Below are 20,508 nucleotides of genomic sequence, written 5' to 3'. Positions count from 1 at the left end.
GAACAGGGACCCCTTTCATGTTCCGTACCGCCCTGCGCAACGTGCTCGCGCACAAGGCCAGACTCCTGATGACCGTGCTCGCCGTGATGCTGGGCGTCGCCTTCGTGTCGGGGACGCTGGTCTTCACAAACACCATCTCGGAGGCCTACCAGAAGAGTTCCGCCAAGGGCTTCGACCAGGTGGACGTCGCGGTCCAGCAGGCGTACCGCCCGGACGAGGGCGACCGGATCGCCGAGCAGCCGAAGCTGACGCCGGAGTTGCTGAGGAAGGTCGGGAAGGTGCCCGGCGCCGAGTCCGCGACCGGGGTCGTCAGCGGCTTCACCGCGCTCGCCGACAAGGACGGCAAGCTGATCGGCGGCGGCTTCCAGTCCCAGGGCGGGAACTACTGGGGCAAGGACGACCCCCGGTACCCGATCGAGGAGGGCCGCGCGCCCCGCGGCCCGAACGAGATCGCCATCGACGCGAAGACCGCCGAGCGCGCCGGGTACGAGGTCGGCGACACCGTCCGGCTGTCCGTGGACGGCCCGGTGCTCAGCCCCACCGTCAGCGGCGTCTTCCGCACGGACGACGGCAACGTCGCCGCCGGCGGCAGCCTCACCCTGTTCGACACGGCGACCGCGCAGAAGCTGTTCCACAGCCCGGGCACGTACGACGAGATCACCGTGACCGCGGCCCCCGGCACCAGCCAGGACCGGCTCCGGTCGGCCATCGACAAGGTCGTCCCCGAGGACGTCGCCACCACAATCACCGGTCAGCAGCTCGCCTCCCAGCAGGCCACGCAGATCGCCGCGTCCATGAGCGGCCTGAAGAACGGTCTGCTGGTCTTCGCCGGCATCGCCCTGTTCGTGGGCACGTTCATCATCGCCAACACCTTCACGATGCTGGTCGCCCAGCGCACCAAGGAGCTGGCCCTGCTGCGGGCGGTGGGCGCCTCCCGCCGCCAGGTGACCCGTTCGGTGCTGATCGAGGCGTTCGTGGTGGGCACGGTCGCCGCGGTCACCGGTCTGGCCGTCGGCGTCGGCATCGGCGCCGCGATGCGGGGGCTGATCAGCACGCTCGGCGAGACCGTCCCCGACGGCCCGCTGGTGGTCACCCCCGGCACCGTCGTCACGGCCCTGCTGGTCGGTGTGCTGATCACCATGCTGGCGGCCTGGCTGCCGGGTCGCCGCGCGGCGAAGATCCCGCCGGTGGCGGCGATGAGCAGCGTGCACGCGCAGGCCACGACCAGGTCCCTCGTCGTACGGAACACGATCGGCGCGCTGTTCTCCGGCGCGGGCGTCGCCACCGTCCTGTACGCCACGACGCTGGAGGGCTCGGACGGCCAGGCCCCGATGGGGATCGGCGCGGTGCTGCTGATCCTCGGGGTGTTCGTGCTGACGCCGCTGCTGTCCCGCCCGCTGATCGCGGCCGCCGCCCCGGTGCTGCGCGTCTTCGGGGTCTCCGGCAAGCTCGCCCGGCAGAACTCGGTGCGCAACCCGCGCCGCACCGCCGCCACGGCCTCGGCCCTGATGATCGGTCTCACCCTGATCACCGGTATGACGGTGATGGCGGGGAGCCTCCAGACCGCCATCGGCAAGATGGCCGCCGACTCCATCAAGGCGGACTACGTCGTCTCCATGGCCAACGGCAGCTACCTCTCCCCCGACGTGGAGAAGAAGCTCTCCGGCACGGAGGGCGTCACAGCGGTCTCGCCGCTGCGCAACGCCGAGTCCCGCATCGACGGACAGACGGAGTACATCACCGGCGTCAACGGCGGCGCGATCGGCGAGCTGACGAAGTTCGCCGTCGACAGCGGGGCGTTCCGGGTCGGCGGCTCCGAGGTCGTGGTGGACACGGAGACAGCGCGGCGGAACGGCTGGAAGGCCGGGACGTCGTTCACCGCCGGCTTCGAGGGCGGCGAGCGGCAGAAGCTGACCGTGGCCGGGGTCTACGAGGCCAACGAACTGATCCGGGGCATCCTCCTGGACAACAGGACACTGGAGCGGCGGCTGCCCGCCGACACCCGCCCGGCCGACATGATGGTCATGGTGAAGACGGCGTCCGGTGCCTCGGACGCCGCCAAGGACCGGCTGGCGAAGACCCTCGGCGACAACCCGGCGATCAAGATCCAGGACGGCGACGACCTCTCCGCCGACATCGCCCAGATGTTCACGCTGATGCTGAACCTGCTGTACGGCCTGCTGGCCATGGCGGTGATCGTCGCGGTCCTCGGTGTCATCAACACGCTGGCCATGTCCGTCTTCGAGCGGTCCCAGGAGATCGGCATGCTCCGCGCGATCGGCCTCGACCGCCGCAACATCAAGCGGATGGTCCGTCTGGAGTCCCTGGTCATCTCCCTGTTCGGCGGTGTCCTCGGCATCGGTCTCGGTGTCTTCTTCGGCTGGGCGGCCGGTGAACTGGTCGCCTCCCGGATGCCGACGTACGAACTGGTCCTGCCCTGGGCCCGGATGGGTGTCTTCCTGCTGCTGGCCGGCACGGTGGGCGTCCTGGCCGCGATGTGGCCGGCTCGGCGCGCGGCGAAGCTGAACATGCTGGCCGCGATCAAGGCGGAGTAGCGGCGCCGCCACGGCAGACCGCGGGGCCCGTTCCTTCCCGGAACGGGCCCCGCGGGCGTACGGGCGGTCAGCCGCCCCAGGTGCGGGTCCTGAGCGGCAGCCCCGAGGCACCCCCTTCCGGCGTCCGCACGGCGAGCACCTGGTTGACGCCGAGGCGGTTGCGTTCGAAGCCCACGGCGCAGGCGGCCATGTACAGGCGCCACACGCGGGCCCGGCCGGGTCCGGCGAGGGCGACGGCCCGGGACCACTGGGCTTCGAGGTTCGCGACCCAGGCGCGCAGCGTGAGGTTGTAGTGCTCGCGCAGGGACTCCACGTCGCGGACCTCGAACCCGGCGCGTTCGAGCTGGGTCACGGTGGTGCCGATGGGGGCGAGTTCACCGTCGGGGAAGACGTACGCGTCGATGAACCCGTCGATGGAGTACGCGCTCTCGTCGGACTGCGGCCGTCGTGAGATCTGGTGGTTGAGGAGCCGTCCGCCGGGCCGGAGGAGGGCGTACAGGTTCTCGGCGTACTCCAGGTACGTGGCGGCGCCGACGTGTTCGGCCATACCGATGGAGGAGATGGCGTCGTAGGGCCCGTCGGTGACGTCCCGGTAGTCCTGGACGCGGATCTCGATCCGGTCGGTCAGCCCCTCGTCAGCGACGCGTTTGCGGGCGTACGCGGCCTGTTCCTGGGAGAGGGTGACGCCGACGACGCGCACGCCGTACTCGCGGGCGGCGTGCACGGCCATGGAGCCCCAGCCGCAGCCGACGTCGAGGAGGCGCTGCCCCGGTGCGAGGGCGAGCTTGCGGCAGATGAGGTCGAGCTTGTCGCGCTGGGCGGTTTCGAGGGTGGTGGTGCCGTCGTCGGTCTCCCAGAAGGCGCAGGAGTACACCATGGACGGGCCGAGGACGATCTCGTAGAAGTCGTTGCCGACGTCGTAGTGGTGGCTGACGGCCCGTTTGTCGGTGCGTCTGGTGTGCAGATGACGGGATCTGCGCACCTCCTCGCGGGGTGGCTCGGGCGGCACCAGCACGGCGGGGCCGGCCAGCTTCAGCAGCCCCCGGACGGCCGCGCGGGCCTCCGGGTCCCGCAGGGCGTCGGCGAGGCTCCGGGAGTCGTCGTCCCGCTCCCACACATGCCCGGCCATCAGGTCCAGTACGGCGTACAGGTCCCCCTCGACGCCCAGGTCACCGGCGACCCAGGCGCGGGCGAGGCCCAGCTCTCCCGGCTTCCACAGCAGCCGGCGCAGGGCCCTGCGGTTCCGTACCACCAGCGCGGGGGCCTGAGGGGGGCCGGCCTCCGAACCGTCCCACGCCCGAAGCCGGACCGGGAGCGGGGTCCCGATCACCTGCTCGAGCAGGGTCTTCAGCCGCGACGCGGCGTCCTGCATGGCGCACACCTCCGTGACAACAGATCCCGGAATGTCCAACGCCACGGTAAACACGGTCGGGGCTCCGCCGTAGTCCCGTCAGGGGGTGTGTTGTTCGCCCGCGGGTGAGTGGGGGTTGTTCGCGCAGTTCCCCGCGCCCCTGAAGGGTTGGGCCTGTGGCCCACCCCGTCATCCTGAAAAGCACGGGGCGCAGCCCCGGACGCTTTTCAGGGGCGCGGGGAACTGCGCGAGAAACCACAACGCACCCGCACCCGCCGAACCGACAGCGCGCCCCCGAGCTATTGGGCGCCCCCGGAAACGCCGAAGGACCCCCCGCACCACGGATGGCGGAAGGTCCTTCGGGTCGAGCAAAGAGGTGACCGACAGAGGTCAGGAGGCCTTGGCCTTCTCCTCGGTCTTAGCCGGAGCGGCAGCGACGGGCGCCGGCTTGGCCGCCTCGTAGAACTCCTCACGCGGGGTCTCGATGGCGCCCAGCGAGACCACCTCACGCTTGAGGAACATCGCGAGCGTCCAGTCCGCGAAGACCCGGATCTTGCGGTTCCACGTCGGCATGGCCAGCCCGTGGTAGCCACGGTGCATGTACCAGGCGAGACGACCCTTGAGCTTGATCTTCATCTTGCCCATGACGATCATCGCGACGCCCTTGTGCAGGCCGAGACCCGCCACCGCGCCCTTGTTGGAGTGCGCGTACTCCTTCTGCGGGAAGCCCCGCATACCGGAGACCACGTTGTCGCCGAGGACCTTCGCCTGACGCAGCGCGTGCTGCGCGTTCGGCGGGCACCAGGCGTTCTCGACGCCGGCCTTGCGGGCGGCGACGTCCGGGACCTGCGCGTTGTCGCCGGCGGCCCAGATGTAGTCCGTGCCCTGGACCTGGAGGGTCGGGGCGGTGTCCACGTGGCCGCGGGGGCCGAGCGGCAGACCGTAGCGGGAGAGGACCGGGTTCGGCTTGACGCCGGCGGTCCAGACGATCGTGTTGGAGTCGACCTCCAGGCCGTTCTTCAGCACGACGTGGCCGTCGACGCAGGACTCCATGGAGGTGTTGAGGTAGACCTCGACCCCACGGCCCTCCAGGTGCTCCTTGCCGTACGTGCCGAGCTTCGGGCCGACCTCGGGGAGGATCTTGTCGGCGGCGTCGACGAGCACGAACCGCATGTCCTCGCGGGACACGCTCTTGTAGTACTTCGCGGCGTCGCGGGCCATGTCCTCGACCTCGCCGATGGTCTCCGCGCCGGCGAAGCCACCGCCCACGAAGACGAAGGTCAGCGCCTTGCGGCGGACGTCCTCGTCGGTCGTGGAGTCGGCCTTGTCGAGCTGCTCCAGCACGTGGTTGCGCAGACCGATGGCCTCCTCGATGCCCTTCATGCCGATGCCCTGCTCGGCGAGGCCGGGGATCGGGAAGGTGCGGGAGACGGCGCCGAGCGCGATCACCAGGTAGTCGAAGGGCAGCTCGTACGCCTCGCCGACCAGCGGCGCGACGGTGGCGACCTTGCGGTCCTGGTCGATGGTGGTGACCCGACCGGTGAGGACCTCCGCCTTGGGCAGCACGCGTCGCAGCGGGACGACGACATGCCGCGGGGAGATGCTGCCGGCGGCGGCTTCGGGGAGGAAGGGCTGGTAGGTCATGTACGACCGGGGGTCGACGACCGTGACGGTCGCCTCTCCGTAGCGCATCTTCTTGAGGATGCGCCGAGCTGCGTACAGGCCTACGTACCCACCGCCTACTACGAGGATCCTGGGACGCTCCGTGGTGCTCATGCCATCGAGTATGTACCCGCCATCCGGGGGGTGCTCGTGCGCCCCTTCACAAGCTTCCCCAGGCCCTCTGCTACACTGCGCGGCCCTCGTCTTCCAGGTTGTCGTCCGCCAGGGGAACCCCACCGTACGGCCGACCGTTGTCAATGCCGCGTGAACTGCCCTTCCGGCTCCGCGGACCCCTCGCCGACACTCCGATCGGGCCCCGGTTTTCACTCGGACGAGTACCCCCCGGAGGCCGTTCGGAGGCACCCTCTGGACCCCTTGGAGCCCCCGAAGGCTCTGCACAGCCTCAAAAGGTCGCCCAACAGGGCCGATTCTCTTGTGAAGAACTTCACGAAGTTTCCCGGCGGTGCGTCAACGAGGGGTGCCCGAGCACCCCTCGGAGGCGCTCATACGTTATCCGAACAGCTCAACCGAGACTACCGGCGAGTAGTAAACAGGTCCTCACAAGCGCCCCGACCCCGCCGGGAGGGCACTCGTTTTCCGGCGCTGCGCTACGCGACGGACCAGGCGATTCCGTCGAGGATGTCGTGCTCGCTCACCACGACCTCCGCGGCCCCGATCCGCTCCATGATGGCGAGCAGGACGAGCGCGCCGGCAGCGATCACGTCCACCCGGCCGGGGTGCATCGACGGGATCGCGGCCCGCTCGGCGTGCGTGGAGCGCAGCAGCCCCTCGGTGATGTCCCGGACGCGCTCGTAGGGGACCCGGGAGTGGTGGATGGCCGTCGAGTCGTACGCGGGGAGGTCCTGGGCGATCGCGGACAGCGTCGTGACCGAGCCGGCGAGCCCCACGAGGGTGTGCGCCTCGCGCAGCGGCACGGTCCGCTCCGCGAGGTCCAGGGCGGCCTCGATGTCGGCGCGGACGGCCGCGATCTCCTCGGGGCCGGGGGGATCGACGACGGCGCCGTCCCGGACGAGGTGGCGCTCCGTCATCCGCACGCAGCCGATGTCCACGGAGCGCGCGGCGCGCACGTGGTCGTCGCCGACGACGAACTCCGTGGAGCCGCCGCCGATGTCCACCACCAGGAACGGCTTGACCAGATCGTCCCGGCCCAGCAGCTCCTTGGTGGCGCCGGTGAAGGAGAACTCGGCCTCCTGGTCACCGGAGATCACCTCGGGCTCGACCCCGAGGATGTCCATGACGCCCCGGACGAACTCGTCCCTGTTCTCCGCGTCCCGCGAGGCGGACGTCGCGACGAACCGCAGCCGCTCGGCGCCCAGTTCCTTGATGACCGCCGCGTACTCCCGGCACGCGGCGAACGTCCTTTGCAGCGCCTCGGGCGCCAGCCGGCCCGTGCGGTCGACGCCCTGGCCGAGCCGGACGATCGTCATCCGGCGCTCCAGATCGACAAGTTCACCCGAGGCGGGGTCGGCGTCCGCGACGAGCAGCCGGATGGAGTTGGTACCGCAGTCGATGGCGGCGACACGGGTCACTGGGCGTCCTCCTCCGGGTCGACGGGCTTGGACGCGAAGTAGCCGGACTCGCTCGCGTCCACATCCCAGCCCTCACCTGCCGGCGGCCCCGCGGGAACCACGCACGGTCCCTTCGCCCACCACTCCGGCAGCATCGCGATCGCCTCGTCGCCCAGCGGGTTCACCCCGGGGCCGGCGGCCAGCGAGTGCGCCACGAGGACGTGCAGGCACTTCACCCGGTCCGGCATGCCACCCGCGCTCGGGAAGCCCTCCAGGACCTCGATCTCGTCCCGGCGGGCGATGTAGTCCTCGTGGGCGGCCCGGTAGGCGGCGGCGAGTTCGGAGTCCGTCGCCAGCCGCTCCGTCATCTCCTTCATCACGCCGTTCGCCTCCAGCGTGCCGATCGCGGAGGCGGCCCGCGGACACGTCAGGTAGTACGTCGTCGGGAACGGCGTCCCGTCCGGCAGGCGCGGCGCCGTCTCGACGACGTCCGGCTGCCCGCACGGGCAGCGGTGCGCGATCGCGCGCAGTCCGCGCGGCGGGCGTCCGAGCTGCTGCTGGAAGGCCTCGACGTCCGCGTCGGTGGGCTCGGTGCGCGGGGTGGAGGGCGGGGGCGTGTCCATACCTGTACGTAAGTCCTCTGGAGCTCTGGTCGGTTACTGGGCGGCGGCGTCGGCCTTGTCGACCCCGTCCCAGACGTTGGTGTACCAGGGGAGGTGGGCCGCCCCCTGCGTCGTGCGGGACTGCTTCGCCGCGTCCGGGTCGATCATGGTGTAGCCGGTCTCGCCCGGCATGACGTAGTGCAGCCGCTCCCGGATGCGCTGCTCGGCGTACGCGTCGTCCTGCCAGCGCGCCTTGAGGTCGCGCAGCTCCTCGACGCGCTCGCGCGCCTCCTGGCGCTGGCGCCGCATGTCGGCGATCTCGGCACGCTGGGAGACGTACTGCCTTATGGGATAGGCGAGGGCCACGATCATCGAGCAGAGGACGAGGGCGAGCAGCGCGGCCCGGCCGGTGAGCCGGGAGCGGCGGGCCTGGCGCCGGGTCTGGGAGCGGTAGACCCGGGCGGCCGTCTGCTCGCCGAGCAGCTTCAGCCGGGTCGCGGTGGAGAAACGGTCCCGGTCCTTCACGGGCATGTCCCACTTCCCCTTCCTACGGGCCCTACGTGCGTACGTCCCCGCACACGGTACGGGACCGGGTACGGGGACGTACGTGCGACGCTTCCTACTGCCGCCCTACGGGGTCAGCCCTTGCTGTGCCCGTGGTCCGCAGAGCGGACGCCGGGAAGGCAGGTCAGCCCTTGCTGTGCCCGTGGTCCGCAGAGCGGACGCCGGGAAGGCAGGTCAGCCCTTGAAGCGCGGGAAGGCGCTGCGGCCGGCGTACACCGCGGCGTCGTCGAGGATCTCCTCGATGCGCAGCAGCTGGTTGTACTTGGCGACGCGGTCCGAGCGGGCCGGGGCGCCGGTCTTGATCTGGCCGCAGTTCACGGCGACGGCGAGGTCGGCGATGGTGACGTCCTCGGTCTCGCCGGAGCGGTGGGACATCATGCACTTGAAGCCGTTGCGCTGGGCCATCTCGACGGCGTCCAGGGTCTCGGTCAGCGAGCCGATCTGGTTGACCTTGACGAGCAGGGCGTTGGCCGAGCCCTCCTCGATACCGCGGGCGAGGCGCTCGGGGTTGGTGACGAAGAGGTCGTCGCCGACGATCTGGACCTTGTCGCCCAGCTTCTCGGTGATGGTGTTCCAGCCGGCCCAGTCGTCCTCGAACAGCGGGTCCTCGATGGAGACGAGCGGGTACGACGCGACGAGGTCGGCGTAGTACTCCGTCATCTCGGCGGCGGAGCGCTCCTTGCCCTCGAAGGTGTAGACGCCGTCCTTGTAGAACTCGGAGGCGGCGACGTCCAGCGCGAGGGCGATCTGCTCGCCGGGGGTGTAGCCGGCCTCCTTGATGGCCTCGAGGATGAGGTCGAGGGCGGCGCGGTTGGACTCCAGGTTCGGGGCGAAGCCGCCCTCGTCGCCGAGGCCGGTGGACAGGCCCTTGGTCTTCAGCACCTTCTTGAGGGTGTGGTAGACCTCGGCGCCCCAGCGCAGGGCCTCGGAGAACGACTCCGCGCCGATGGGGGCGATCATGAACTCCTGGATGTCCACGTTGGAGTCGGCGTGCGAGCCGCCGTTCAGGATGTTCATCATCGGAACGGGCAGCAGGTGCGCGTTCGGGCCGCCCAGGTAGCGGAAGAGCGGGAGGTCGCTGGCCTCGGAGGCGGCGTGGGCGACGGCGAGGGAGACGCCGAGGATGGCGTTGGCGCCGAGGGAACCCTTGTTGTCGGTGGCGTCCAGGTCGAACATGGCCTGGTCGATCAGGCGCTGCTCGGTGGCGTCGTAGCCGACGAGCTCCGGGCCGATCTGCTCGATCACGGCGAGGACGGCCTTCTCGACACCCTTGCCGAGGTAGCGATTGGGGTCGCCGTCCCGCAGCTCGATGGCTTCGAAGGCACCGGTGGAGGCGCCGGACGGAACGGCGGCACGACCCGTGCTGCCGTCGTCGAGGCCGACCTCGACCTCGACGGTGGGGTTGCCTCGCGAGTCGAGGATTTCCCGGGCTACGACGACGTCGATGGACGGCACGAGCATCTCCTTCATGGGATGTGACGCTGGTTGTGCGGGGCCGCTTGGGCCTTGCGACTAGAGCCTAACCGCCCCCGGGCCGTCGGCAGCCGACCGACCGTCCCGTGGACAGACAGACCGTACCCATTGTTCCCACCCGGAACAAAGGGGGGTGGGCGGGAAAGTGAACAGAGGGGTGGGCGGGAAAGTGAACAGAAGGGGGAGCCCGGCCGCCCCGGACACAGAAAAACCCCGCCCCGGTGCGTACGGGGGAATGCGCACCGGGGCGGGGAGCCCGTGGGGACGGGGGACGGCCCTCACGAGGTCTTCACTCAGGAGGACACGGCTGTGGGCGGACCCGGGTTCAGCCGGGGAGCGGCCTTTTTTCGGCCCGGCCGAACCCGCGGTCCCGGTCCGGCCGCGGCGGACCCGAGGGCCCGGCCGCGGCGACCGTCCGGAACCGGCCGTCAGCTCAGGTGGAGCTGCTGGCCGGGGTAGATGAAGTCGGCGTCGTCGATGATGTCCTTGTTCAGCTCGAAGAGCTTCTCCCAGCCACCCTTGACGTTCTTCTTCGCGGCGATGCTGCTGAGGGTGTCACCGCTGACGACCTTGTACTCGCCGTCGCCCTTCTTGACCTTCTTGCCGGTCGGGGTCTCGACGGTGGCGCGCTCGGAGGACCGCGAGGCGCGGGTCTCCTGCGTGCCCTGCTGCGAGGAGGAAGAGGACGAGGAAGAGGAGGAGTTCGAGCCGGAGTTGCCGGAGGAGGCGGCGGCACCGTCGTACGAGGCGCCGGACAGGCCCTTGCCGCAGACCGGCCAGGCACCCTTGCCCTGGCTCGCGAGGACCTTCTCGGCGACGGCGATCTGCTGGGCCTTGCTGGCCTGGTCGGCGGTGGAGGCGTACTGCGTGCCGCCGTAACCGGCCCAGGTGGAGGCCGAGAACTGCAGACCGCCGTAGTAGCCGTTGCCGGTGTTGATGGACCAGTCGCCGCCGGACTCGCACTGGGCGACGGCGTCCCACTCGGACGCGGTGGCGGCGGAGGCGCTGCCGGCCGCGATGAGCGGGGCGGCCATCGCGGCGGCGCCGGTGACACCGGCGACGGCGATGGCGCGGGCGGCCTTGGACGGACGGCGGTGCTTGCCCTTGCTGGAAAACAGCATGGAGTGATCCCCTCACCGACGCCTACGAGGTGAGCTGTCGGGTTCGGGCCGGTTGAGTTGCCCGGCCGCACCCGCTCGCCTTCCGGCTCACGTGATGCGGCTTCACCCCGAGCCGGTCCCGGCGGTGTGACCCCGAAGGGCCTCAACCGCCGGACCCGGCGCAAACCTTGGGTCCCCCGCTCCTGCCTACGGCGCTTGACGCGACGACTGTTCCGAGCGGCCGTCGGCAGGATTCGGCGTGACGACCGCAAGGGCCCGCTGTGGCGAGCGGTCACGACCGTAAACACGTGATTCGCCGAATTTCAAAGACGATCAGGGGGTCTGTGATTCATCTCCCACCGAGATCAAAACGGGCATTAAGGGGCGAACCGTGACCCGAACTAGCGCTGCTTTTCGCCCGTTTCGGCACCGACTTCCAGGGTCTGACCGGGAAGGATGAGATCCGGGTCGGTTCCGACCGTGCCCTCGTTCTCGGCGTACAGCCCCCGCCACCCGCCGCTCAGCTCAAGGGAGTCGGCGATGGCCGTCAGATTGTCCCCGGGGCGGACGGTGTACGAGCCGTCGACGACCTCGCGGGACGCGTCGCCGCCGCGGGAGGCATGACGGCCGGTGGAGGCGTCGTCGCGGGAGTCGGCCACGTCGGTGTGGACGCCCTCCTCGGCGCTGGCGCCGCGGTGGCGACCGCTGCCGGTGCCGGCATCGTCAATGGTGGAAGGGGTGTCGCCCGGCGTGGAGTTGTCCGAGTCGCCGCTCTCGGCGTCGGCCTCGGCCGAGCTGCCGGAGTCCCGCGAGCCGCCGACGCGGTCGGAGTCCGAGGACCGGGAGGACTCGGAGGAGTCACCCGCACCCGCGTCGGTCTTGGTGGAGCCCTCGGAGGCACGGGAGGATGAATCCGACGAACCGGACGAATCCGATGATGCGGCAGAATCAGATGAGTCGCCGGACTTGGTGGAGTTGCCGGACAAACTGGATGAATCGGATGAATCACCCGAACTGAATGAATCTCCCGCCACCCCGGTGTCCACGTCGGCCGAGGCGGAGTCGCCGTCGAGGTTGTGGAGGAGTCCGCAGGTCGACCAGGCGCCCACACCCTGGTCGTCGAGGATTCTCTCGGCGACCGCGATTTGCTGCGAACGACTGGCCCGGTCGGGGCTGGTCGCGTAGTCGAGACCGCCGTGGTTCTCCCAGTCGGCCTGGGAGATCTGGAGGCCGCCGTAGCGCCCGTTCCCGGTGGCCGCGCTCCAGGAGCCGCCGCTCTCGCACTCCGCCACCTGGTCCCAGGTGGTTCCGCTGGCCGCACTGGCGCCCGTGGCGCCGAGGAGCGGGATGGCGATGGCGGAGCCGGTCACTCCGGCCGCGACGAGGAGTGCCGGAGCCTGACGGGGGCGACGGTGACGACCGTTCCCGGAGAGCATGCGGTTGCCTTTCACACGACAGCAGAGATCTGTGCGGGGGATGTGACGACCCTTCGCACTGACGTGTGAACGTATCCATAGACGATCAGTTGTCACAAGTTAATGCAGCGGAGATCACGTGAAGATCACGAACTTGAGGGTGTGTCACCTTCGGTCACTGTTCCTGATAGGGGTACGGGCCGTTCATCAGCCCTGACGCGGTGTGAACTCGACGGGAAGGGTGCGCAGTCCGCGCATGATGAGTCCGCCGCGCCAGCGCAGGTCGGCCGGGTCGGCGGCGAGCCGCAGGTCGGGGAGCCGGGTGAGGAGCGTCGCCAGCGCGGTCTGCCCCTCCAGGCGGGCGAGGGGCGCGCCCAGGCAGTAGTGGATGCCGTGGCCGTAGCCGAGGTGTTGGTTGTCGCGGCGGGACAGGTCGAGGGTGTCGGGGTCGGCGAAGCGGGCCGGGTCGCGGTCGGCCGCCGCGAGGACGACCAGCACCGGGTCGCCGGGGGCGATGTCCTGCCCGCCGACGGTGAGCGGCTGTGTGGCGAACCGCCAGGTGGCCAGCTCCACGGGGCCGTCGTAGCGGAGGAGTTCCTCGACGCCGGTCTCCAGCAGGGCGGTCTCACCCGCGGCGAGGGAGGTCTGGAGGCGGGAGCGCTGCTCGGGGTGGGTGAGGAGGGCGTAGGTGCCGTTGCCGATGAGGTTGACGGTGGTCTCGAAACCGGCGAACAGAAGGATGAAGGCCATGGCGGCGGCCTCGTTCTCGGTGAGGTGCTCACCGTGGTCCGAGGCGCGGATGAGGCCGGAGATGAGGTCCTCGCCGGGGCCGGGTTCGGCGGGCAGCGCCTCGCGCTTGCGGTGGATGAGGTCCGCGAGATAGCCGCGCATCTTCTTCACCGACCGCGCGACCCCGCCGCGCGGCCCGCCGCCGTGCCGGATCATCATGCCCGCCCAGTCCCGGAAGTCGTCCTGGTCCTCGCGGGGGACGCCGAGCAGGTCGCAGATCGCGTAGATGGGCAGCGGGAAGGCGAACTCGTGGATGAGGTCGGCCTCGCCCTTCTCCGCGAACCGGTCGATGAGGTCGTCCGTCAGCTCCTGGACCCTGGGGGCGAACTCGGCGACCCGGCGCGGCGTGAATGCCTTGGAGACGAGGCGGCGCAGCCGGGTGTGGTCCGGCGGGTCGATGTTCAGCAGATGCGTCATCAACTCGGCCTTGCGCTCACCGGGGATACCGGTCTTGCCCTTGGCGTGCGCGGGCTCGTCGTGGTGCGCCGGGTTCTTGGACAGACGCTGGTCGGCGAGTGCCTGCTTGGCGTCGGCGTACCGGGTGACCAGCCAGGCCTCCACACCGCTGGGCAGCTTCGTACGGTGCACGGGAGCGTGCTCACGGAGCCAGGCGTAGGCGGGATAGGGGTCGGTGGCGAACTCCCAGGTGAACAGGGCGGGGGCCGGGGCAGGGGCCGGGGCGGGGGCGGCCTGGTCGGGGGCCGGCTGCGGCCGGGAGTGCGGCTGCGGCTGGGGCTGGGAGTGGGGCGGGCCGGGCTGGTTGGTCACTCGTCGACGGTATCGGGCTGGTCGCCGGGGGGTACGGGCAGCAGGCCCAGGTCGCGCATGGCGTAGTAGTGGTCCGTGTCGGCGGCCTTGTGGAGCCACTGGTCGGCCTCTTCGGTGTCCCCGCGCTCGCGGAGGTACCGCGACAGCCAGTAGGCGGCGTCGCCGCTGCCGTGTGCGGCGTCCTGCTGGAGCAGGTCCCGCCCCTCGTCGGAGGAGCCGTTGCCCGTGTTGTGGAGGAAGGATCCGAGATGACGGGCCCCGGCCGGGTGGCCCGCTTCCTTGACCTCGCGGAACAGCCGCTCCACCTCCTCGTCGTGGCCGCCGACGCTGTGCAGGTACGCGGCGAGCGCGTGCACGGCGTGGGCGTCGCCGAGTGCGGCACCACGACGGAGCCAGGTCTCCGCGTCCTTGCTCCTGCGGTAGTACAGGGCCCGGCCCAGGCTTGTGGCCGCCTCTTCGTGACCCGCCCGGACCGCCTTGACGAACCAGCGCAACTCAACCTGTCCGGAGCCCAGCAGCAGATCGCCCAGCTCGTGCGCCGCCGCCCCGTCCCCCGCCTCGGCGGCCGTGCGCAGCCACAGCTCGGCACGCTCGCGGTGCAACCGTCCCGCCTCCCGCGCCGCCTCGACGCTTCCGGCCTGCGCGGCGATCTCCAGGTACCGGATCGCGGCCGCCTCGTCCCCGGCGTCCACCAGATGCGCCGCCCACTCCTCGGCCGCCTCGCGGTGCCCTGCCTCCGCGGCCCGGCGGATCAGGTCCGCGCGTTCGTCCCCGCCCACACGTTCGGCGAGGGCGACCATCAGGTCCGGTTCGCCCGCCTCGATCCGCGGGCGCAGCGCCGCGCGAGCCGCGTCCAGCACGGCCTCGCGGTCGATCCGCGCACCCCCCTCCGCCGCGTCCAGCAGCAGCCACCACACCCCGTCCGGCACCGGTTCCAGGTCCTCCGCGCGCAGGTCCTCCGCGCGCAGGGCCTCCGCCTCCGCGACGAGCGCCCCGTACGCCCGCCAGGTGCGGTGCTCCTCACCGGCCACGAGCAGGCCCGAGACCCCGAACTTGCGGCTGGTGGCCCAGGTGAGGGCGTCCTCGAACGACTCGCGTTCCTCCGTGCCGTACTGCTCCTGCACCTGTCTGAGCAGCTCCGTCGGTACGGCGCCCCTCACTCCGCACCGCGCCAGGTCGACGGCGGCCCGGACCAGGAGCTGTCCGCGCGGATGCTCCAGCCTCGTGCCCGGCCGCCGCCACTCGTCGTACATCATGTGGCCGATCGCGAAGTACGACGCGGCGCCCTCCTTGCCGCTCCACATGTACGCCGGGTACGCGCGTGGGTCGTCGACATCCTTGAGGCGGTCCAGCTCGGCCTCGCTCCACTCCTGCGGCACCTCGACCGCGCGGGCCTTGGCGAGGGCGAGGCCGACGCGGTCGCTCATCGTCCGGCGCTGGTAGTACTCCTCGGAGCGCATGGTGCCGAGCAGGACCACGCCGAGGCCGGCGAGCCGCCCCAACAGCCTCCGGTCCAGCCCGTCCTCGCCGAGGTGGTCGGTCAACTCGTCCAGCCAGATGACGTACTTGCCGGGCTCGCCCTTCAGCGCGGCGAGCACCTTCCGCAGGTCCTCCTCCGGGTCCGGGATGTACAGCCGGTACCCCTCCAGCGACCGCACCCCGTGCCACGCCGTGTACGACTTGCCCACGTACCGTTCGCCGAGGACCAGCACCAGTCCGCTGTGCGCGAGTTCGGCGCGCAGGGCCTCGTCGCAGTCGCGCGGCACGTACGGCGGCACCTCGGGCTGCCCCGGTATGCGCCGGGTCGGGCCCACACCGAACTCCAGCGGCTCCACCTCGCCGGCCGGCTGCCACGCGGCCGGGTCGAGCACGCTGCCGTGGCGGTCGTGCTCGACGCCGGTGGCGCGGTCCTCGGGGGTGCCGGCGGGGCGTTCGCCGGCCGAGGGCCCGGGCGAGAGGTGGCCGATGCGGCCGGCCTGGATGAAGATCCCGTTGCTGACGTTGCCGGTGAAGGCGTTCCCGATGTTGCCCCCGGCGGCGATGGACCTGCTGCCGCCGGCCTCCACCGACCGTTTGCCCCCGGTCTCGTCGTCCGACTCCCGACCCACTCAAGCCCCCACACGTCGCGACCACCCGTGAGGACAACGGTACTAAGCGTTCAGCCCTTCGGCCGCCCGCACGGCGTCACGATACGAGCGGGCGGCCGCCCGGAGCGCCGCCTCCGGGTCGACGCCCTCGGCCTCGGCCCGCACGGCCATCGCCAGCAGGTCGTATCCGATGCCGTCGCCCGCGGGGAGCGGGACGTCCAAACCGGCCGTACGGACGCGGGACGCGAGCTTCGAGGCGAGCGCCAGGCCGGGCTGGCCGAGGGGTATGCCGTCGGTCACCGACTCGCGCCTCTTCTCGACGGCCTTGGTGCGCAGCCAGTGCTCCTTGACCTCCTCGGGGGTGGTGGCGGTCGCGTCGCCGAAGACATGGGGGTGGCGGTGGATGAGCTTGGTGACGATGGTGGCGGCGACGTCGTCGATGGAGAACGGCGCCTCGGGGTCCTCCTCGGCGATCCGGGAGTGGAAGACGACCTGGAGGAGGACGTCGCCCAGTTCCTCGCGGAGTTCGTCCCGGTCGCCCTCCTCGATCGCCTCCACCAGTTCGTAGGCCTCCTCGATGCCGTACTTGGCGAGGCCCTTGTGGGTCTGGCGGGAGGACCAGGGGCATTCCTCGCGGATGCGGTCCATGACCTGGATCAGGTCGAGGAGGCGGGCGCCGGGGAGGTCGTAGGAGGCGGGTAGGAGCTCCAGTGACGGCATGCGCAGGCGGCCGGAGCCGGCGAGGCGGGCCAGGCCGTCGGTGAGGCGGGGTTCGCCCTCGGCGGTCGCCACGACGACCACGGTGCGGTCGCCGGCGCACGCGTCGACCAGGTCCTCGGCGGTCGGGGCGGCCTGCTCGACCGTGATGCCGGCCTCCCGCAGATAGGGCAGCTGCGGGTGGGCCTCGTCCGCGCACAGGACGCGGTCGGCGTCGCGCAGGGCCTGCCAGGCGGGCCAGGAGAGCAGACCGGGTGCGACACGGTGGCTGGTGGTGAGCAGGACGACCCTGCCGGGGCCGGGGGCGGGGGCCGCGGTGTCGGGGGCGTCGTCGTCGGGACGGTGTGCGTTCACCCCACGAACGTAACCCACGCCACCGACGCCCCCCGAAGTTATCCACAGGCAGGGGGGCGTCGGGCGCGGCGGCGGCCGGGGACGGCGTATCGCGGTGGGGCGGCGTATCGCGGTGGGGCGGCGGGCCGCGGTGCGCCGACGGCCGGTGGCCCCTTGTCGGGTGGGTCAGGTCGGCTGTTGCTGGGTGGCCTTCGTGACCTCGCGGACCCAGGGTGTCTTGCTGTCGGCCAGGCCGAGGCGGCCGTCCTGGGAGACGCCCCAGGAGCCGTAGCGCGGGTTGAGGTCGACGCCGAGTTTCCCGGACGCGTCGGCCATGGCCTTCCAGAAGACGGTGCCGCCCTCGGGGCTGTTCATGTCGGCGCCGAGCGCGGTGGCGAGCTTCTGGACCTCGACGTCGCTGCGGAGGCTCTCCTCCAGGTGCTCGGGAGCGACGTTGTACTGCTGGAGCCAGGCCGCCTCCAGCGCCTCGGAGCCGCCCGCCTCGTGCTCCAGGTCGGAACGGTACTTCTGGACCTCCTTGCGGGTGGCGGTCACGCCGGCGTCTTCCAGCGCCCGGTCGAGCACCTTCTCCAGGACCATGCCGTTCAGCGTGTTGCGGGTGAGGGTGCCGGTCTGGGCGACGAGGCGCTGGTACTGGGCGTCGTCCCCGCTGGCGGCGCGCTGGGCGGTGCGCACGTCGTTCACCCGGTTCTCCAGTTGCGCGACCGTGATCCGCTCGCTGCCCACGACGGCCGCGGCGCCGGGATGCGCGTCGCTCCCGCAGGCGGTCAGCAGGGGAGCCGCGGCGGCGATCGCGGCGGAGAGGACGAGCGCGGTGCGACGACGGCGGTGCAAGTTGGCCTCCCGAGGAGATTGTGCGGCGGTGCACAAGGTCTTGCGGTGATCGATGGTAGGCAGTGGCCCTGCTCTCGGCCAGCCATTCGACCAACGATTCACACCGACTTCCGGCACCGCCGCACCGCGAGGCCGCCCCCGCCGGCCCGCGCCCCGCGCCGCAGACCGTCTCACCGTCCGGTTATCCGACGATCGCCACCGGCGCGTCCCACGCGTCGCGGTCGACGGTGATCGAGTAGCCTCCGCGGCTCTCCTTGCTGTTGACCATGTACTGATGCGCCCGGTGGTGCCCGGTGTACAGCGTCGAGGCGTACGGCCAGTCGCTGGTCGTCGTGTTGACCTTGTCCCACTTGGCGTACCAGAGGTTGCCCGGCAGGTTCGTGCGGTCGGAGGCCGTGGCGACCGCCTTGGCGCTGGAGCTGCTGAAGCCGTAGAAGCCGGAGCGGTACTGCTTGGCGCCGAGCGCCTTGTGCCAGGCCCGGACATAGGTGAGGACGGCGTCGTTGCACGCCGTGTTCGTGATGTCGTACGCCTCCATGTCGAGGTAGAGGGCACTGCCGGGCTTCATGCCGAGGGCGGCGGCCTTGGCGACGGCGTCGGCTCCGTCGGCGGCGCCCTGGGAGGCGGCGGTCGACGCGGTGATCACCTCGGGGCTGGAGCCGCTCTGGCAGGGCGGCTGGGCGCCCACGTAGAGCGGGACGAGCTTCCAGCCGAGGGTGTTGACCGACTTCACCCAGGACGCGGTGAGGTTGGGCTGGGCGCAGCCGCGGTTCTTGCCGCCGATGTAGACGGCCGCCGCGCCGTAGAAGCCGGTGTTCCATGCCTTCATCGCGGACAGGGACGGTGCCGTGCAGGTGTCGAAGGCGCGGCCGGTGTAGACCTTCGCGGACGGCCAGGCGGTGGTCGTGGCGAGGGAGTTCTGCGCGGCGACGCCTGCCCCGACGAGCACGGCGGCCCCGGCCGCGGTCCAGGCGACGTATCGGCGCTTGTGGGACTGCCGGTGGCTCGGCTTCCCGGACCGTCTGCGGCTGGTCGTCCCGTCGGACATGGTTGGCCCCACCCCTTGATCGATGTGTGTGTGCACAGCTAAGCGGTGTCGGCTCCGCGTTCGGGAAACACCGTCTCTGCGATGCGGCAAACTTCGGCCAAGGCGGCGCAAAACATATGCCCGCCGTGGGTGTCAGCCGCGCACCTGCCCCAGCCACTGCAAGGTCCGCCGGACCTCCCCCGCCAGCGGATGGCCGGGGCCCCGCAGCCGCTCCACGTCCAGCAGGAGGCGGCCCAGGGTCTCGTGGGCGGCGCCCCGGTCGCCGAGGGCGAGGAGCAGGTGGCCTATGCGGCGGCGGACGTCGAGGGCCAGCTCGGGGTCGCCGCCCACGTACTGGTTCTCGAAGTACGGCAGCAGCGAGCGGTACTCGGAGAGGGCCGCCGCGGGTTCGCCGAGCTGTTCGAGGCACTGGGCGGAGTCGTAGCGGAAACGCAGGGACTGCGGGTCGGCCTGGCCCGCCTCGGCGGCGCGCTCGTCGGCGAGGCGGCGCAGCTCGGGCAGCGCGCGGCGGTACTGCCCGTCGTCCATGAGCGTGGCCGCGTACTGCTTGCGCAGGGTGCGCACGACAGGTGAGTGCTCGCCGTGCTGGGCGGCGGCGGCCGGCAGGATCGCGCCGAGGATGTCGACGGCCTGGGTGATGCGGCCCTCGCCGAGCAGCCGCTTGACCTCGTCGACGGCGCCCGCGACATCGGGCTTGTCGACGGAAGGGGCCTCCGCCGGGGCGGCGGAGGGCTGCGGCGCGGGGATCCGGGCACGGTCCGGCCAGGGGGCGTGCGGGCGCAGGAAGGGGCGGGTGGGGTCGAGCGGCGAGCCCGTGGGCATGCCGCGCGCCGGGAGCAGCGGCAGGAGCTGCTCGTAGGTCTCCTGTGCGGAGGACGTGCGGTGCTGCGGGTCCTTGGAGAGCAGCCGCAGCACCAGCGTCTCCAGCGCCTCGGGGACCTCGGGGCGGATACGGCGGACGGGGACGGGCGGCTCGTACAGATGGCGGTGGAGGACGCCGAGGGCCGTGGAGCCCGTGAACGGCACGTTCCCGCTGAGCAGTTCGTGCATCAGCACACCGAGGGCGTACAGGTCGGTGTACGGGCCGACCGCGCCGCCCATGGCCTGCTCGGGGGCCATGTAGGCGGGGCTGCCGATGGGCGAGCCGGTGTGGGTGAGACGGGTGGTGTCGGTGTCCATCACGGAGGCGACACCGAGGTCGAGGACGGTGACCGTGCCGTCCTGCTTGACCATCACGTTCCGCGGCTTGAGGTCGCGGTGGATGATCGGCACCGCGTGCACGGCGGACAGTACCGCGCACAGCTGGGCGGCGACCGCGACCGTCCACTGCCACGGGTAGGGGTCGTGCTCGGCGAGGTGGTCGGAGAGGTCCGCCCCGTCGACGTACTGCATGACGAGGAACAGCTCCTCGCCCTCGCTGCCCGCGTCGTGCACGGTGACCAGGCCGGGGTGGTCGACCTGGGCCGTGACCCGGCACTCGCGCACGAAGCGGCGGCGCAGCTCGTCGGCCTCCTGGCCGGCGACCTTGTCCGGGCGCAGCAGCTTGACCGCCACCCGCCGGTCGAGGCGCTGGTCGTACGCCGTCCACACCTGGCCCATGCCGCCCTGCCCGATGAGGGTGGACAGTTCGTAGCGGCCGGTGATCAGGCGTCCGGTCCCC

General features: G+C 71.2%; 15 protein-coding genes and 1 riboswitch. Of the genes, 1 reads left to right on the top strand and 14 read right to left on the bottom strand.

Annotated elements, in window-relative coordinates; translation table 11 throughout:
* The first annotated feature begins 17 nt into the window (after positions 1-17).
* Entirely contained in the window at positions 18-2,555 is a 2,538-nt protein-coding gene (locus SMA5143A_RS23400) for an ABC transporter permease (RefSeq protein ID WP_107464809.1), read from the top strand.
* Positions 2,556-2,622: 67 nt separating this feature from the next.
* On the opposite strand, the gene SMA5143A_RS23395 is transcribed toward SMA5143A_RS23400, so the two are convergent.
* The 14 genes from SMA5143A_RS23395 to SMA5143A_RS23330 form a co-directional block, all read right to left on the bottom strand.
* Positions 2,623-3,927 carry an SAM-dependent methyltransferase gene (locus SMA5143A_RS23395; RefSeq protein ID WP_107464808.1) on the bottom strand — a complete coding sequence of 435 codons (1,305 nt, stop codon included), beginning with the start codon at positions 3,925-3,927 and terminating at the stop codon, positions 2,623-2,625.
* Positions 3,928-4,296: 369 nt separating this feature from the next.
* Positions 4,297-5,682, bottom strand: coding sequence for an NAD(P)/FAD-dependent oxidoreductase (locus tag SMA5143A_RS23390; RefSeq protein ID WP_099963778.1), 1,386 nt, complete (start codon positions 5,680-5,682; stop codon positions 4,297-4,299).
* Between the two features lie 494 nt (positions 5,683-6,176).
* Complete coding sequence (locus SMA5143A_RS23385) at positions 6,177-7,118, bottom strand: Ppx/GppA phosphatase family protein (RefSeq protein WP_107464807.1); 942 nt, start codon at positions 7,116-7,118, stop codon at positions 6,177-6,179.
* Positions 7,115-7,720, bottom strand: a complete 606-nt coding sequence (locus tag SMA5143A_RS23380) for a DUF501 domain-containing protein (protein WP_107464806.1) — start codon at positions 7,718-7,720, stop codon at positions 7,115-7,117. The genes SMA5143A_RS23385 and SMA5143A_RS23380 overlap by 4 nt, the downstream gene beginning before the upstream one ends.
* 33 nt (positions 7,721-7,753) lie before the next feature.
* Entirely contained in the window at positions 7,754-8,230 is a 477-nt protein-coding gene (locus SMA5143A_RS23375) for an FtsB family cell division protein (protein ID WP_055540666.1), read from the bottom strand.
* A gap of 207 nt (positions 8,231-8,437) precedes the next feature.
* A complete protein-coding gene (eno, locus tag SMA5143A_RS23370; RefSeq protein ID WP_013003053.1) occupies positions 8,438-9,718 on the bottom strand; it encodes a phosphopyruvate hydratase in 1,281 nt (426 codons plus the stop codon).
* Positions 9,719-10,164: 446 nt separating this feature from the next.
* Positions 10,165-10,857: a LysM peptidoglycan-binding domain-containing protein gene (locus tag SMA5143A_RS23365; RefSeq protein ID WP_107464805.1), complete on the bottom strand. Its 693-nt coding sequence runs from the start codon at positions 10,855-10,857 to the stop codon at positions 10,165-10,167.
* A gap of 4 nt (positions 10,858-10,861) precedes the next feature.
* A riboswitch (cyclic di-AMP (ydaO/yuaA leader) is annotated at positions 10,862-11,061 on the bottom strand.
* Between the two features lie 176 nt (positions 11,062-11,237).
* Complete coding sequence (locus SMA5143A_RS23360; RefSeq protein WP_107464804.1) at positions 11,238-12,272, bottom strand: LysM peptidoglycan-binding domain-containing protein; 1,035 nt, start codon at positions 12,270-12,272, stop codon at positions 11,238-11,240.
* A 186-nt stretch (positions 12,273-12,458) separates the two neighbouring features.
* Positions 12,459-13,694: a cytochrome P450 family protein gene (locus tag SMA5143A_RS23355; protein WP_107464920.1), complete on the bottom strand. Its 1,236-nt coding sequence runs from the start codon at positions 13,692-13,694 to the stop codon at positions 12,459-12,461.
* Between the two features lie 110 nt (positions 13,695-13,804).
* Positions 13,805-15,916 carry a tetratricopeptide repeat protein gene (locus tag SMA5143A_RS23350; RefSeq protein WP_107464803.1) on the bottom strand — a complete coding sequence of 704 codons (2,112 nt, stop codon included), beginning with the start codon at positions 15,914-15,916 and terminating at the stop codon, positions 13,805-13,807.
* Between the two features lie 42 nt (positions 15,917-15,958).
* Positions 15,959-16,966 (bottom strand): nucleoside triphosphate pyrophosphohydrolase, encoded by a 1,008-nt coding sequence (locus SMA5143A_RS23345; protein WP_107464802.1) that lies wholly within the window; start codon positions 16,964-16,966, stop codon positions 15,959-15,961.
* Between the two features lie 165 nt (positions 16,967-17,131).
* Positions 17,132-17,800 carry a SurA N-terminal domain-containing protein gene (locus SMA5143A_RS23340; RefSeq protein WP_107464801.1) on the bottom strand — a complete coding sequence of 223 codons (669 nt, stop codon included), beginning with the start codon at positions 17,798-17,800 and terminating at the stop codon, positions 17,132-17,134.
* Positions 17,801-17,981: 181 nt separating this feature from the next.
* Positions 17,982-18,848, bottom strand: coding sequence for a glycoside hydrolase domain-containing protein (locus tag SMA5143A_RS23335; RefSeq protein ID WP_107464800.1), 867 nt, complete (start codon positions 18,846-18,848; stop codon positions 17,982-17,984).
* Positions 18,849-18,980: 132 nt separating this feature from the next.
* Positions 18,981-20,474, bottom strand: a complete 1,494-nt coding sequence (locus tag SMA5143A_RS23330) for a serine/threonine-protein kinase (protein ID WP_308812044.1) — start codon at positions 20,472-20,474, stop codon at positions 18,981-18,983.
* Between the last annotated feature and the right edge of the window lie 34 nt (positions 20,475-20,508).

The sequence above is a fragment of the Streptomyces sp. MA5143a genome (assembly GCF_900290235.1).
Lineage (GTDB): Bacteria > Actinomycetota > Actinomycetes > Streptomycetales > Streptomycetaceae > Streptomyces.
This window is presented reverse-complemented; position numbering and strand designations above follow the sequence as displayed.